The organism is Rheinheimera marina (assembly GCF_042654345.1).
GTDB classification, from domain to species: domain Bacteria; phylum Pseudomonadota; class Gammaproteobacteria; order Enterobacterales; family Alteromonadaceae; genus Pararheinheimera; species Pararheinheimera marina.
Window position 1 is genome coordinate 40,857 of record NZ_JBHSGB010000014.1, and the last position, 15,153, is coordinate 56,009.

A 15,153-nucleotide genomic window follows, 5' to 3' on the forward strand; every position below is an offset into this window, starting at 1 on the left:
GCCTGTGATAGATTAGATTTTGCTGTATCAGTAAAACCTTCCAATATGGCAATCATATGACAGAATACTCAAGATTCCAGTCTAAGATCTTGAATTATACGCATTTCCACCTTCGCAGTAGTTAACCTCCCTGCTGATAGCGTTGCGGTGTTTCCCGGCTTTCACGCTCCAATTGGCGTTGCAATTCTTCGCGGCTTTGTTTGAGTAACTGCAGGTAGCTTTTTTCATCCTGCTGCTGGCGGATTAACTGCATCTTGTCGATCAGCTCATAGTTGGCCGCGCGGAACCGGTCGGCCAGCTCCTTCGCTTCGTAGTGGCCCAGCCCCAGCTGAGTCAGCACATCACGGCCTTGCCGTAACGAGGCTTCAAACAACTCACGTTCGATAAACTTCACCCCCAGCGAGCGCAGCTGGTACAAATGCGCCACATCTTTGGCGCGGGCCATCAGCGTCAGATGCGGAAAATGCTCACGGGCTGCAGTAACAATACGATTAATGGCATCCACATCGTCCACCGCCACCACCAGCACCTTGGCTTTGGCCGCTCCGGCCGCTTCCAGCACGTCCATCCGGCTGGCGTCACCGTAATACACATGAAAACCGAACTTGCGCATGTTCTGAATGGTGTCGGAATCGTGGTCCAGCACCGTCGGCACCACCCCGTTTGACAGCAGCATGCGGCCTAAAATCTGCCCGTAACGGCCAAAGCCGGCAATAATCACCGGGCTGTCATTGTCTTCCACGTCACTGGGGCCTGTGGGCTGCTGCGCCGCCTGGCACTGCCAGCGGTCGTATAATTTCATCAAGAGTGGCGACAAGGCCATCGACAAGGCAATCACCAGGTTCAGCATGGCGCCTTCAGTGGCGTTTAATAAGGCTCCTGCTGTGGCCAGTGCTGCCAGCACAAAGGCAAATTCGCTGCCTTGTCCCAATAACAGCGCATAGCCCAGCCGGTCGGGTTTTGACAGCTTGAGCAGCGCCGCCACCCCATAAAGCAGGACCAATTTGACCAGCAGAAACAGCGCCAGCAGGCTCAGGATCAGTGGCCACTCTTGCAGCAATAACGGCAGATTAATGGCGCTGCCGATGGTGATAAAAAACAAGCCTAAAAACAGCCCTTTGAATGGTTCTAAGTCGGCTTCCAGCTGATGGCGGAACTCCGAACTTGCTAGCAGCACCCCGGCAATAAAGGCGCCTAACCCGGCGGACACGCCAGCCATGGTCATCAGCTCCATGACACCTATCACCAGCAGCAGTGCCAGCCCAACAAAGAGCTCCCTTGAGCCGTAATGCGCCACCCAGTGCAGCAGGTAGCCAATCAGGTAACGCCCAGCGACTATTAATGCGGCCACCGCAGCCAGCGCCCATAAAGGTTCAAAGCTTTTGCTGTCAGGCGATGGTGCCAGCACCGAAATACCAATTAACAGCGGGATTGCCACCATGTCCTGCAGCAATAAAGCGCTGAACACCGTCTGCCCGGCCTGAGTGCCCATCAGGTTACGGTCCTTCATCAGCTGAACCGCCACCGCGGTCGATGACAAGGCCAGCGCCAGACCAATAAACACCGACAAGCCCCAGGATAACCCCAGCAGCAGACTGGCGACGGCAATACCAGCCGCACAGGTCAGCACCTGCAAGGAGCCAAATAAAAACACCCGGTGACGCATGGCCCACAATTTTTTCGCATCCAGCTCCAGACCAATGCTGAACAGCATCAGCACCACCCCAAGTTCCGCCAGCAGCGCAATATCATCGGTGTTTTGTGCCAATGCCAGCCCGGCAGGGCCAAGCGCGAGCCCGGCCAATAAATAGCCCAGCACCACGCCAAGCCCCAGCCGTTTAGCCAGCGGTACCACCAGCACCATAGCGGCCAGATACACCATCAAATACGTCAGGATCGTCAGATGCATATCAGCTCCGCTCGGTTTGGCTGGTCAAAGCCAGTTGTTGCAGCCCACTGCGGTACTGCTCAGCAGCTTGAGTGGCTGAGGTGGCATCGTTCAGCACCGGCAACAGCAGCGGCTGCTGCCAAACCATACCGCAAGCGTCGGCCAATTGGTGCAGAGGTTTATACAAACTCTTGGGATCACAGCAGTCCGGGTCCTTTTCTTTACCAACCGCCTGCGACACCAACCAAAACCCTTTCCCCTGCATGGCACCGGCGCTGGCCCCGGCAGTGTCGCCGGAAAATGCCCAGCCTTTGACAAACACCTTGTGCAGGTACTGCACCAACAGCGCTGGCGGTAAGCCCCATTGCAAAGGGTAATGCAGCACCACAGCGCTGCTGTGGCTCAGCATTTTTTGCTCTGTCGCCACATCAATGTAAAAGTCGGGATACAGCTGGTAGAGATCGCGCAGCTCAAGGCCTGGCCAGTTCTGCACTGCATTCAGTAACAGCTGGTCTTCCCTGGCATGCAAGGAATAGGGGTGTGCGTACAACAGACTAATCATTCTTCCTCCCTGCTATGCGCCTGCAGGCGCTCCGCCTGGCTCAGCCTTCAGGTGTTAACGCAGAAAAAATTTCATAAGCTTCGGGTGACTGCATATAGCCTGCAATTTTATGCGGATGCAGCACCACGCCCTTAAGAGCAGTTTTTAACAATAACTTATTGTACGGATTGGCTTTGTCGTCCTGCAGGTAGGCATCAATATCAAACCAGCGCACCTGCAATATCTCATTAGGATCCGCGACCGGTGTTTTTTCTTCCGCATACAGACGGCAAACAAAATAAATATTGGACGCACCAAATTGCCCCTGATGATGGTGGCGCAGGGCCAGCATGCTGTCAAAGCGCGCTTCAATGCCGGTTTCCTCCCGCACTTCGCGCACCACCGCCTCGGCCAAATGCTCCTTCGCATCCACCATGCCACCTGGCAATTTAAAATAACCCGCGGCTTTGCCCGGCAGCGGCTTTTCCTGCACCAGCAGCACCCGGCCAGCCGGAGACAGCACCACAGCGCCGACCCCAATACTGTGCGTGGCCGCCAGTGGCAGATAAGCGTCTGGCTGTAGTTTGATCACCAGCATCAGCAACTCTGGCTGGCAATGGTGAAACTCAAACCCCAGAGCAACGGCATAAGGCACCAAATCAGAGCGCTGAGCCGGTAACTCCAGCCAGCACAACCGGTAGAGCGCACGCCAGGCATCTATACTTTGCGCCAGCCGGTCACTAAACTCCGCTGCCGAAGCCGGTAACTGCTCCGGCGCTATATAACAACCGCCATAAGGGTTCACTACGGCGTCAAACATGCCCTGCTCCTGAAAAATGAAAAACAAACCCGGCATTGCCGGGTTTGTGCTACGCAACGACCGCTTAGCGGAATAATACCTTTTCTTTCTGGAACCAGCTGACACAAAACGCCAGCATGGCACCAGCTATGACCACAGTAGAGCCCAGGATCGCCACCAGCATGCCGGTGTCCATAGTGCCTTTAATCAGCTCTTTAATGGCCAGCGCCACATTGGTCACAGGCACCATCGCCATTCCCCAGTTCAACTCAACCCCTGGTAACAGCGCGACCACCAGTGGCATGAAGATCACCATACTCAATGGCCCGACATAGTTTTGCGCTTCTTTAAAGCTGCGGGCGTAAATCGACAGGCTCAGCAGCAAAGAGGCGAAAATGGCGGACAGCGGTATCAGCATCAATAAAATCAGCACCAAATCAGCCACGCCCAGCGTGCTCATGGTTTTTTCGACAATATCCACGCCCATAATGGAGCCAATCAGGAAACCCCAGCCACCAAAACTGCTGACCGTGATGAGCGCTGTCGCCAGGCCTGTGGTCAGTACCGTCAGGAATTTACCCAATACAATGGCGGTACGGCTGATTGGACAAATGAGCAAAGTTTCCAGCGTGCCACGTTCTTTTTCACCGGCGCCAATATCAATGGCCGGATAAGAGCAGCCAATCAGGCACAGAGGAATTAAGATATAAGCGATAAAACCACCAATCTTCTCGCCCAAATTCTCCCGGCTTTCCGCTGTATTAACTTTGTCCAGCTTGACCGGTTGCAGCAAGGCATCCACCTGCTCTTTTGCCACGCCCAGCTTGTCCATTTTGGCCAGCTGCAGCTTTTTACTGTAGTCCTTCAGCACGTCATTGAAGTATTTATCAATCATGTCCAGCTGCGAGGACATGTTGTACACCACAGTCCAGGTGCTTTGGTTCAGTTGACCCGCCGAGGCGTCAAAATCGGCCGGGATGATAATGGCCAAATCAAATTTGTTGTCACGAATGGCTTGTTTCAGGCCGTCGACATCGGTCAGGTCAGACTCCACCTGTTTAAAGTTTTTGTGATAGAACAAGGCGTCCGCCAGCTCTGGCGCCTGAGCGGCATTCACAATGACATAACGGTGTTCTTCTGATTCGGCTTTTTTTACCACATTGGCCATCACAGCGCCCATAATGCCAAACAGCACCGGGAACACCAGAATGGGCAGCAGGATCACAAAAAACATGGTTTTTTTGTCACGGACCAGTTCAGTCAGTTCCTTCAGATACACTTGCCACATTAGTTCTGCTCCTTCTGAATCACGGCCAAAAATGACTGACGCAAATCGCCGCCCGGGCTTAACGCTTTAAAAGCATCCAGGCTGTCGGCAAAGGCGCTGATGCCTTTATCAATCACCACCACCCGGTCACACAAGGACGACACTTCATCTAAGTGATGGGTCGAGAAAATCACCGGAGTGCCCTGTTGCTTCAGTGACTGAATAAAATCCAGCACCGTCTGGGTGGTCATAATATCCAGGCCTGTGGTGGGTTCATCCAGAATAACCACAGCTGGCGAGTGCACCACAGCGCGGGCGATGGCGGTTTTTTGTTTCATACCGGTCGACATGGCGTCAGCGCGGCGGTTGGCAAAATCATGCATATTCAGTAGGGTAAACAACTCATCGATCCGCTGCTTCAGCGCCACTTCACTCATGCCATGCAAACGGCCAAAATAGGCCACATTTTCCAGCGCAGTTAAGCGGCCATACAGCCCAGTATTGCTGGATAAAAAGCCAATTTTTTTGCGCGCCTGCACCGGTTTTTTCAGCACATCGGCACCGTCAATCATCACGGAGCCAGCGTCCGGCTGCAGCGCGGTAGATAAAATACGTAAGGTGGTAGTTTTCCCTGCACCATTGGGGCCAAGCAGGCCCAGCACTTCCCCTGCTCCGCAGTGAAAGCTGACATTACGTACCGAATGAAAGGCGTCTTTGCTGTAGCGCACGTCCTGCTTTTCACTGTCGGATACTTTCTGGCCGCGACTGATGGCAAAAGATTTTGCCAGTCCGCTGATTTCAATCATCAGGAAACTCCCTGTTCTGTCTGTTGCCGTTTTGGCCGGAAATAACTGGTGTTCTGATAAAACGCCAGGTCCTGGCCCGCAAACCACCCAGGTACACCTAACAAAGGCAATGGGCTAAGTTGCTGATGATTCAGCAGTTGATCAGGGTTGGCAAGTTGTTTCGCTAATAATTCATCAACAAAACTGTAACGCTCTGTATCAAAACGTTGCTGCTGCTCAGCTGTAATTTCCAGCACCCACAGCTTGGCGGTCAGGCCAATAAAGGGCCGGGTGGCCATTTCATAGTTGGCATGGCCAAAGATCAGCGGCTTTAACTGCGACCAGGCACCCCGGTGTTCATAAAACGCCTGTTGCCATTGATGTGCTCTGAGCGCGCTTGCCAACTGTGCCTGCTGCGGAGTCAGGCACAGCAGCACACCACATTCATCCAGCAAAGTCAGTTTATGACGGATTTTGCTGCGCACTTTCTGGCCATGGGCTTGCAGCTCAGCGCGGTGTAACGCATTGATCTGGCGCTTGGTCGCTGGAAATATGCACCAAATCAAGGCACCAAATAAATCGTGCCAGTTGCGCTCGCGCAGCGGAATTTGCCGGGTTTCATAAATAAAGTCTTCGTAGTAGCGGCCGTCCTGCTCCAGCAGGCTTTGCTCGACAAAACACCAGTCGCTCAAGCCTGTGTGCTGATGCAGCCACAGCGTGAGCTGCCGGCAATCCGGAAAGTCGGTCATTTCACAAAGAGGAAATTTCGAAGCAAGGTCGCTAAATAGCTGATTTGTCATAAAAATATCCGGCTCCCACTGCTGTGGTGCGACAAATCGAGCGGGTTTTGCTGCATCGGTCATAAGTTCATCCTGTCGCCCTGGCTGAAAACTTCAGCCCGGCCTTACCAGCGCTGTTGCTGAAAAAACCTCTTGCTTTTTCTGATGCAAATGGCAGAGTCGAAGGGTACGTATAGACGTACATACTGCCAAAACAAGTGAATTTTAAATCGGATTGAATTAAACAAGAGGTTATCATGTGTTCGATATTTGGGGTGCTTGACATCAAGACGGATGTTAAAGCCTTGCGCCAGCAGGCGCTACAGTTATCTAAGTTATTACGCCATCGTGGTCCGGACTGGTCCGGTGTATGGAACGACGACAATGCTATTTTAGTGCACGAGCGTCTGGCTATTGTAGATACTGAAAATGGCGCCCAGCCCCTGATTAATCCGAATCGAAATCACATTCTGGCAGTGAATGGTGAAATTTATAATCACAAGAATTTAGAGAAAAACCTGAACGTCGACTATCAGTTCCAGACCAAGTCAGACTGTGAGGTGATTCTGCCGTTATACCTGGAGCATGGCGCCGACTTTATCGACCAGCTGCAGGGCATGTTTGCCTTTATTCTGTATGACGCTGAGCAGCAACGCTACCTGGTGGCACGTGACCATATTGGTATTATCCCGCTGTACTACGGCTATGACGAACATGGCCAGTTGTATGTCGCTTCTGAGATGAAAGCGCTGGTGCCTGTGTGTAAGCAAATGCAGGAATTCCCGCCGGGCCATTACTTTGACAGCAAAGTCGGCAAACTGGTGAAGTACTACCAGCGAGACTGGATGAGCTATGACGCCGTCAAAGACAACCCGGCTGATTTAGGCGAGTTAAAAGCCGCACTGGAGCAAAGCGTAAAAAGCCACCTGATGTCCGACGTGCCCTATGGCGTGTTGCTGTCTGGTGGTCTGGATTCGAGCTTAATCTCTGCCATTACCCAGCAATTTGCCCGCACCCGGGTGGAAGACAATGATCAATCGGAAGCCTGGTGGCCGCGGCTGCACTCTTTTGCTGTGGGTCTGCAAGGTTCGCCGGATTTAGCCGCAGCCCGTAAAGTGGCCGATTCCATCGGTACAGTGCACCACGAAGTGCATTTTACCGTGCAGGAAGGCATCGACTCGTTGCGCGACGTGGTGTATTTCCTCGAAACCTACGACGTGACCACCATTCGTGCCTCTACACCTATGTACCTGATGGCGCGTAAAATCAAAGCCATGGGCATTAAAATGGTGTTGTCAGGCGAAGGCTCTGACGAAATCTTCGGTGGCTACCTGTACTTCCATAAAGCGCCAAACGCCAAAGAATTCCATGAGGAAACGCTGCGGAAACTGGACCGCCTGCATATGTTCGACTGCAACCGTGCCAACAAGGCGATGTCAGCCTGGGGCATCGAAGCACGGGTGCCGTTCCTTGATAAGCACTTTATGGACACTGCTATGCGGTTAAACCCGCAAGCGAAAATGTGTGGTGGCGGCAAAATGGAGAAACACATTCTGCGTGAAGCCTTTGAAGGCTCCTTGCCAAAAGAAATTTTATGGCGCCAGAAAGAGCAATTCTCCGACGGTGTCGGCTACAGCTGGATTGACAGCTTAAAAGCCTATGCAGAAAAAGAAGTGACGGACCAGCAAATGGCCACCGCCGCCTTCCGCTTCCCGGTCAATACACCGGACACCAAAGAAGGCTATCTGTACCGCACTATCTTTGAAGAGCATTTCCCGCATCCGGCCGCTATTGCCTGTGTGCCTGGCGGTAAATCTGTGGCCTGCTCCACACCGGAAGCCCTGGCCTGGGATGCCAAAATGGCGCAGCTGACTGACCCTTCAGGCCGTGCTGTGCGTGACGTGCACGAACAAGCCTACTGATCGCTTTAGGGATCCGGACCAACGGCCGCTTTTGCGGCCGTTGTTTTTTCCACCAGAAAGAGTGATTTGTGCGTTAAATTAGGTTTTTCATCGGGTTTGTACTGGCGAAATGTCAGCACAGATCGTATGTTAAGCGCCAAATGACCCCCTTGTTTCGGGCCTTTGAGTTTATGAGATCCATTCTTGTTGTACTGGCAGTCGTGATGACCTCTGGTCTGTGCCAGAGTGCTTTTGCTGAAACCGCGCTCACCGGGCGCTGGATTAAAGATTTGGCCCAGCAACCTTTGCTGGACCCACAAACCTCCGGACTGACCTTCCGTAAAGGTGAGCTGATTGCGGTTGGCGACCAGAGTGCGGATGAAAGCACCCGGATGAAACTGTTCCGGCTGAACCCACAAACCGGCCAGGCCATTACCGCCCCTATTCCGATCACCGTCTCAGACCAGCTGAAAACCAGCTGTTTTTACCAGTACCTCAGTGAAAAACCGGATTTGGAAGCACTGACCTGGGACAGGATTGATGACACCACGCTGATCACAGTCACCGAAGACGCCTCCAACTTCAGCTTAACGCCGGAGTGCGCACGTAAATTTGCCAAAACCAACTCCACGCTGTACCCAAGCTTACTGGTAAAAATTCAGGTCGATCCGGCGCTGACCCGCGCTGAAATTGTCGCGTTGCGCCCGGTGCAGTTTCCACTCGAAGCCAAACTGGGCAATTTCCCCAATGACGGCGTGGAAGGTCTGGCGGTGGACAGTCATCTGAACCTGTACCTGGCTGTTGAACAGGACATCGCCAATAAACCGCGTATTTTTAAAACCCGGCTTACCTCCGATTTCTGGGCCCGCGACAACCTGGTCAAAGTGATTGACGCCAATCTGACGATGCCGCCGCTGGATGATGCCGACCACCCAATTAATGGCATCGAGTTTATTCCAAGCCCACTGCAAGGCCACCCGGGTTATCTGGCGGCTGTGGCGCGCAATGACGATGAGTTATGGATTTTCGACCTGACCAACCGCGTGCCGCCTTATGTGCAGAAGCTGAGCTTTTATGTCAGCACCGACGACTCCGGCTTGTGCCAGCCTTATGACAAACTGGTGCAAACAGCGCTGGAGTCCATTACCTATCACGACGGTATGCTGTATCTGGTGAATGACCCGTGGAAACAGCACTACGGCGACAATATTCAGTGCGGTACTCATGCCGACAAATTTAAGTCGATGTCGCCTTTATTGTTTCAGCTGAACCTGGACCCACGTTGGTTCAGCCCGCTGCGCAGCAAGGTACAAAACGCACTGCCGGCCGTCAGCGGTCTGGCCAGCCATGATGGCGTCAGCTACCTGGCCGTACAGGATAAAAAAATTCAGCGCCCGGGCGATCGGCTGATCAGCATTCAGCTGGCACCAAATCAGCCACCTGTGCATCAGCCGCTTTATGTCACCAACTGGCCGGCCGGTCAGATGGCGAGCGATCTGGAAGCGCTCTGTGCCCTGCCCGGCCGGCCTGGTGAGTACCTGGCCGCCGAAAGCGGCACCTGGCAAGGTGCTTTTGGTCGTTTGTTCCATTTAAAAGTCTTTCCGTCCTATGCTCAGGTACTGGGCTCGTATGAACTGCCGGTGGAACGTGACAATACGCCGCAGAGCGACGGCGATAACTTCGAAGGCCTGGCCTGTGCCAGCCTGGCTGAGCAGAACTACCTGCTGATCCTGGGCGAACGCGGTGGCGCTGGCCAACCCGGCTTTCTGCAGTGGGGCCAGCTGAATTTAGCCAGCTCGACGCTCAGCTGGAACAGCCAGAAGCTGTTGGTGTCAGGCCCAACCGGCGTCGACAGTGCGGTGTATCCGCGAAAAATCGCCGACTTATATCTGCAAAACGATGTGCTCTGGGCCAGTGCTGTCGCCGACAATGGGGACAACGGCCCCTTCCATTCGGTGATTTATCCGCTGGCACTGGTCAACCCAAGCCAGCCACAACCTGTGAACCTGATGGCACAGCGCCCGGTATTCTGGCGCCTGGATGGCCTGAAAATCGAAGCCATTGCCATGCCAGCGCTGTCAGTCGAACAGGCGGCCTTAATGGTTGGCTCCGATGATGAGAATTATCAGGGCGTGATCCGGCCGCTGCAGAAAACCAGCCTGAGCCCTTATGGCACTGTGAAGTAACTATGCTGATCAGACCTTAAAAAACAGCCAGCATTATGCTGGCTGTTCTGTTTTAGCGGCGGCTAGTAGCGCTGCAAACTCAGCCGCAGGTACAGGTTTACTGCAGAAGTAGCCTTGGTAATAGTCGCAGCCCTGCTCCAGCAAAAACTCGACCTGGCTGGCTCGCTCCACCCCTTCGGCCAATGCTTTTAGTCCCATTATATGCGCCATCGAGATAATAGCGCTGACGATGGCACGGCTTTCCGGGTTGAACTCCACATCATCCATAAAGCTCTTGTCGATTTTCAGCACATCCAGACGGTAACGCTGCAAATAGGCAAACGACGAATAGCCGGTGCCAAAGTCATCAATGGCCAGGTTAACGCCCATCTGGTGCAGCCCGGTCAGCAAGACAGATGCTTCCAGTTCGCGCTCCATAATGGCACTTTCTGTCAGCTCCAGCTCCAGCAGCTCAGCCGGGAAACCGCTTTGCTGCAGGATCTCGGCGGTACGCTCACTGATATTGCCCTGGGTAAACTGATGCGAAGATAAATTGACCGCCAGCTTCACCGGCGCCAGCCCGGCATCCAGCCACTGCGCGCCCTGACGGCAGGTTTCTGCCAGCACCCAGTCGCCAATAGGACCAATCAGGCCTGTGTCTTCAGCAATAGGAATAAAGCGACCCGGCGGGATCAACCCTTCCACCGGGTCCTGCCAGCGGATTAACGCTTCAGCCCCGACAATCTGGCCTGTACTGAGCTCAACCTGCGGCTGGTAATAGACTCGGAACTGGCCTGCTTTAAGCGCCGCACGTAAACGCCCTTCCAGGTCAATCCGTTCACGGGCATAGCGGGTTAAATCATCCGAGTAGTAGGCAAAGCGGCCACGGCCCTGCTCTTTGGCCCGATACAAGGCAGCGTCGGCGTGGCTGATCAGCATAGCGCCGTCAGAACCGTGATCAGGGAACAGTGATATCCCGATGCTGGCACCGATACGCACTTCCACATCATTGCCCAGCACCCAGGGCTGGCTGAGTAACTGAATAAGCTCACTGGCAAAACGGGCGGCGTCTTCGGCCTGGTTCAGCCGTTCCAGCAGAATAATAAATTCGTCGCCACCAAAACGCGCCACAGTGTCGGTGCTGCGCAGGCGCTGGCTCAGCGTGCTGGACACCAGTTTCAGCAAGTCATCGCCACTGGTATGGCCAAAGCTGTCATTAATGTATTTAAAACGGTCCAGGTCCAGCATCAACACGGCAAATTGCTGTTGATCGCGGCTTGCTTGCTGTACCGCATTTTGCAGGCGGGAATTCATCAGCAAGCGGTTGGGTAGCCCTGTCAGCACATCATGGTGGGCCAGGTATTCCAGTTCCTGCTCCGACGCTTTGAGTTGGGTAATGTCAGCAAACACCGCCACATAGTGACTAAGCGCCTGCTGGGTGTCGCGAATAGTGCTGATACTCAGCAGCTCCGGGTACACTTCCCCATTTTTACGGCGGTTCCAGACTTCGCCTTGCCAATAGCCTTTGTCTTGCAGCTCCCGCCACATCTGCTGATAAAACTCTGCGTCATGCCGACCCGACGCAAACATCGCCGGACTTTGCCCCAACACTTCGTCTTCCTGATACCCCAGCATCCGCAGCAACGACTGGTTCACCTGAATAATTTTGTTGTTGGCATCGGTGATCATAATACCCTCGCGGGTACTCTCGAACACAGCGCCAGCCTGACGTAACGACGACTCAAAGCGCTGACGTTTAATGGCGGCTCCCAAGGCTGTGGCCAGCATTTTCAGCGCATCCATCTCAACGGTATTCCAGTGCCGGTCGGCCGCTCTGGATTCCACCCCTAAAACGCCCCACCAGCTGCCGTCCAGCATCACAGGTACCAGCGCAATCGCACTGACGCCCACTTTGGCCCATAAAGGCCGGATCAGCTCAGGCAGCAGCTCCACCTGACCGGCAATGGTCTGGCCCGCCGCAAAGTGCACGGTCAGATAACTTCTGGCCAGATTATCTTTTGCCCCCAATTGAAAACGGGGAAATCTGTAGGTTTGGTCCTGTTGCCACAGTGCCAGCTGCTCACTGAGTTCAGAGCTTTTGTTCTGGTACAGATAAATCGCATCGGCTTCAAGCGTCTGGCCCAGCTGTGGCAGGCTTTGCTGCAACAGACTCAGCCAGTCACTGTGCTGCAGCAGCGACGACGCCAGGTCCGCCTGCTGTGCCATTACCCGCGCCCGCTGCTGCAATTCTTTGCGGTGATGAATACTGAGGCTGATATCTTCAATGGTCACCAGCGCGCCTTTAAGCTCGCCATGCTCCAGCAGCGGTTCAGCATTGGAACTGAGCCAGCGCACCGAATCGCCGGTACTAAAACCCAACACCCGGTCGCGCACGGAAGCTCCGGTGGTTAGCACCAACCGGCTTGGCAATAAGCCCGTCGGTACTTCCATGCCCTCTTCGTCAATAAAACGCCATTGGTCGCCTTGCTGGTTTTCACTGATAAGCTGCTCTTTACCGCGTCCCAGAATACGCTCTGCGGCCGGATTGCAGTCCAGCAAACCTGCATGCTGGTCATACAAAATCAAACCTTCTGACATGGTATTAAACAAGGTTTGCAAGCGGTTTACTGTGATCTGTTGCTGCCGCTGGCTTTGCGCCAGTTCGGTCACATCCAGCATGGCGCCAAGCACCAACTGCTGGCCATCTCGGCCCGGCGGTAATAACCGCAAATCATCGCGGATGTATTTCAGGCTGCCATCGGCGGCAAAGAAGCGGTATTCATGGCTGTAATAACCATGCTCCAGTGTTTGTTGCAACGCCTGCGTAGCCAGCGGCAGATCGTCAGGGTGCACCTGCTGTTCCCACCAGCCGTCACTCAGACAGGCTTGCGGTTCAAACCCCAGTACCCGGCTGACGTTGGCACTGACCCAGGTGGTGGCACAGCCCAGGCCATCCAATTCGATACGGTGCAGCACAGCGGAGCTGGCATTGAGAATACTGTCCAGCTGCTGTGCGCTGTTTTGCAACTGCAGATTACTGCGGCTGAGATCAGCGTACAGCTGGCGCTTCTCGGTCACGTCATCAAAGCTGGCTAAGATCCAGTCGTGTTGCCCCGCCGCCTGCTGCTTCTGGATCATCAGCCGGATCACCCGCAACCGGCCGGAGCTGTGTTTAAGTGTCACATCCACATTCAATGGCTGGCCTTCGCGCAACTGGTCCATCGGCAATGCAGACCGCTGTTCTTCCGCCAGCAAATCCCATAACGACAGCGCCAGCAGTTCGTCCTGGCTGTACCCCAGAATATCGCCCAGCCGCTGGTTCACCTGCAAAAATGGCTGGTGAACCCGGTGCAACACGGCCATGCCGAGAAACGGCAAGTCAAAAAAGGCCCGTAACTGTTTATCCTGCTGCTGTTGGCGGCTTTGCAATTCAAGCTGGTGGTTCTGCATCAGTTCACGCCAGTAAAACAGCACCAACAGCACCAGCAGCAATAACAGGCTGCCCGCCACCAAAGCCAGCCAGAGCAATAAAGTGTCTATCGGCGCCAGTACTTCTGCGGTGTCCACTTTGGTCACCAGCATCCAGTCGGTGTTGGCCACAGGCGCATAAGCGCCCAGCACTGCAGCACCGCGATAATCCTGGGTTTCAACGGCGCCGGACTGACGCTGACGTAACGCTTTGGCGGTCAGGATGTCCTGATCCAAACTAAATTGCTCAGCCAGCCTGGCGCGGGAATGGCGCAGTGGATTCAAAAACTGCACTGCCGCCTCAGAGCTCTTCACCAATAAGACTTCGGCGGTCGGGCTGCTGACCGGCCAGGTCTGCAGCACAGGGAACAGAAACTGACTGGCGTCCGCCACCAACTCCAGCTTATACAGCTGCTGACCTGCCGCCAGCTGTAAACGCCAGTTTAAGCTGCAGAACTCCTGCTGGGACTGCGTAAAACAGGTCAGTGCTGGCAGTTGCCCCGACCAATCAGTCGCCTGCTGCGACACTGACAACTGGCCTATTTCCAGCAGCAATTGCTCTTGTTGGTTATACAGACGGATATAACTGAACGCGTGGCTGGCAATCAGGCCGGTCAGGCGTAAACGAATATTCTGGCTGGCGTCCTGATCCTGCGCCATTCGGCTGAGCTGCTCACGAAAGGCATTGTCTTTCGCCACACCGCTGATGTCATAACGCCGCTCGGCTAACCATTGTTCCAACTGCTGCTTTTTAATTTCATTGATGGTGTGTAAATCAGCGTAGGCCTGACTTTTCAGCTGGCTGGAATACATCATTTTGGTCATCACCGCGAGGCTTGGTAACGCCAGCAGAAATGCAATTACCAACCCGAGCAGCCGCCATTGTTTCATTCGGGTGCTGACCGGGTCGTCGTAAAACTGCTGTTTACGCCAGCTGGTCAGCATCAGGTACAGCAAGGTCGCGCTGAACAACACAAAGGCCGAACCTTTGAGTGTACTGAGCACAGACACCAGCCAGGGATCGGCCACCATCAGATGCAGCACGCGGTCTGAACCAAAAATCCACAGCAAGGAAAACAGGCTGTATAACACAACGATTCGAAGGGCGCTTAGCGGGAACGCAGCTTTACTCATCAGGGCTCACACTGGCTTGAATAACCAGCGCCTTTTGTTGCAGCCGTGGCAATTTCGCCACCACTTGTTGCCAGGAATGCTCAATCTGGCGCTGCAGTTCGTTGTCGGGCACAGAGCCGTCAAGAACCACGGTATTCCAGTGTTTTTTATTCATGTGATAGCCAGGTTTTACCGCGCTGAACAGGTCGCGCAGCGCCTGCGCCTGGTCCGGGTCACACTTCAGGTTGATACTGCTTTGCGTCGCGTCGCTAAACAAAATAGCAAACACCTTGCCTCTGACTTTGTAGACGTAGTAGTCGGGGCCAAAAGGGAAATCCAGTTCGGCTCCGGTTTGCAACTGACAATGTTGCTGTGCCTGAATAAAATCCATGCGGCTCCTGCTCGAAAGGCTGCGCATGGCAGCCTTTAAGGTTTTTTCGCCATCGC

The 15,153-nt window shown here is 54.2% G+C and carries 10 protein-coding genes; 2 read left to right on the forward strand and 8 right to left on the reverse strand.

From position 1 onward, the window contains the following. Window positions 1-121: 121 nt before the first annotated feature. The 6 genes from ACFO3I_RS15165 to ACFO3I_RS15190 all read right to left on the reverse strand — a co-directional run bounded on the left by ACFO3I_RS15165 (window position 122) and on the right by ACFO3I_RS15190 (window position 6,080). Window positions 122-1,909, reverse strand: a complete 1,788-nt coding sequence (locus tag ACFO3I_RS15165) for a monovalent cation:proton antiporter-2 (CPA2) family protein (protein WP_377335339.1) — start codon at window positions 1,907-1,909, stop codon at window positions 122-124. 1 nt (window position 1,910) lies between these two features. Then, on the reverse strand, window positions 1,911-2,450 hold the full coding sequence (locus ACFO3I_RS15170; protein WP_377335341.1) for an NAD(P)H-dependent oxidoreductase: 540 nt from the start codon (window positions 2,448-2,450) through the stop codon (window positions 1,911-1,913). Window positions 2,451-2,490: 40 nt separating this feature from the next. Then, window positions 2,491-3,249, reverse strand: coding sequence for an NUDIX domain-containing protein (locus tag ACFO3I_RS15175; protein ID WP_377335343.1), 759 nt, complete (start codon window positions 3,247-3,249; stop codon window positions 2,491-2,493). 64 nt (window positions 3,250-3,313) lie between these two features. Further along, complete coding sequence (locus ACFO3I_RS15180; RefSeq protein ID WP_377335345.1) at window positions 3,314-4,516, reverse strand: ABC transporter permease; 1,203 nt, start codon at window positions 4,514-4,516, stop codon at window positions 3,314-3,316. Next, window positions 4,516-5,301 carry an ATP-binding cassette domain-containing protein gene (locus ACFO3I_RS15185; protein ID WP_377335347.1) on the reverse strand — a complete coding sequence of 262 codons (786 nt, stop codon included), beginning with the start codon at window positions 5,299-5,301 and terminating at the stop codon, window positions 4,516-4,518. The genes ACFO3I_RS15180 and ACFO3I_RS15185 overlap by 1 nt, the downstream gene beginning before the upstream one ends. Further along, window positions 5,301-6,080: a DUF3025 domain-containing protein gene (locus tag ACFO3I_RS15190; protein ID WP_377335349.1), complete on the reverse strand. Its 780-nt coding sequence runs from the start codon at window positions 6,078-6,080 to the stop codon at window positions 5,301-5,303. Before ACFO3I_RS15190 ends, ACFO3I_RS15185 begins: the two co-directional genes overlap by 1 nt. A 236-nt stretch (window positions 6,081-6,316) precedes the next feature. On the opposite strand from ACFO3I_RS15190, the gene asnB reads away from it, so the two are divergent. Beyond that, on the forward strand, window positions 6,317-7,981 hold the full coding sequence (asnB, locus tag ACFO3I_RS15195; protein ID WP_377335351.1) for an asparagine synthase B: 1,665 nt from the start codon (window positions 6,317-6,319) through the stop codon (window positions 7,979-7,981). Window positions 7,982-8,151: 170 nt separating this feature from the next. Beyond that, entirely contained in the window at window positions 8,152-10,146 is a 1,995-nt protein-coding gene (locus ACFO3I_RS15200) for a hypothetical protein (RefSeq protein ID WP_377335353.1), read from the forward strand. Window positions 10,147-10,179: 33 nt separating this feature from the next. On the opposite strand, the gene ACFO3I_RS15205 is transcribed toward ACFO3I_RS15200, so the two are convergent. Together ACFO3I_RS15205 and ACFO3I_RS15210 are read right to left on the reverse strand one after the other, a co-directional pair. Beyond that, the gene (locus ACFO3I_RS15205) at window positions 10,180-14,727 is read right to left on the reverse strand and encodes an EAL domain-containing protein (protein ID WP_377335355.1); all 4,548 of its coding nucleotides are present in this window, start codon (window positions 14,725-14,727) and stop codon (window positions 10,180-10,182) included. Further along, window positions 14,720-15,097, reverse strand: a complete 378-nt coding sequence (locus ACFO3I_RS15210; RefSeq protein ID WP_377335357.1) for an MmcQ/YjbR family DNA-binding protein — start codon at window positions 15,095-15,097, stop codon at window positions 14,720-14,722. Before ACFO3I_RS15210 ends, ACFO3I_RS15205 begins: the two co-directional genes overlap by 8 nt. Window positions 15,098-15,153 lie beyond the last annotated feature (56 nt).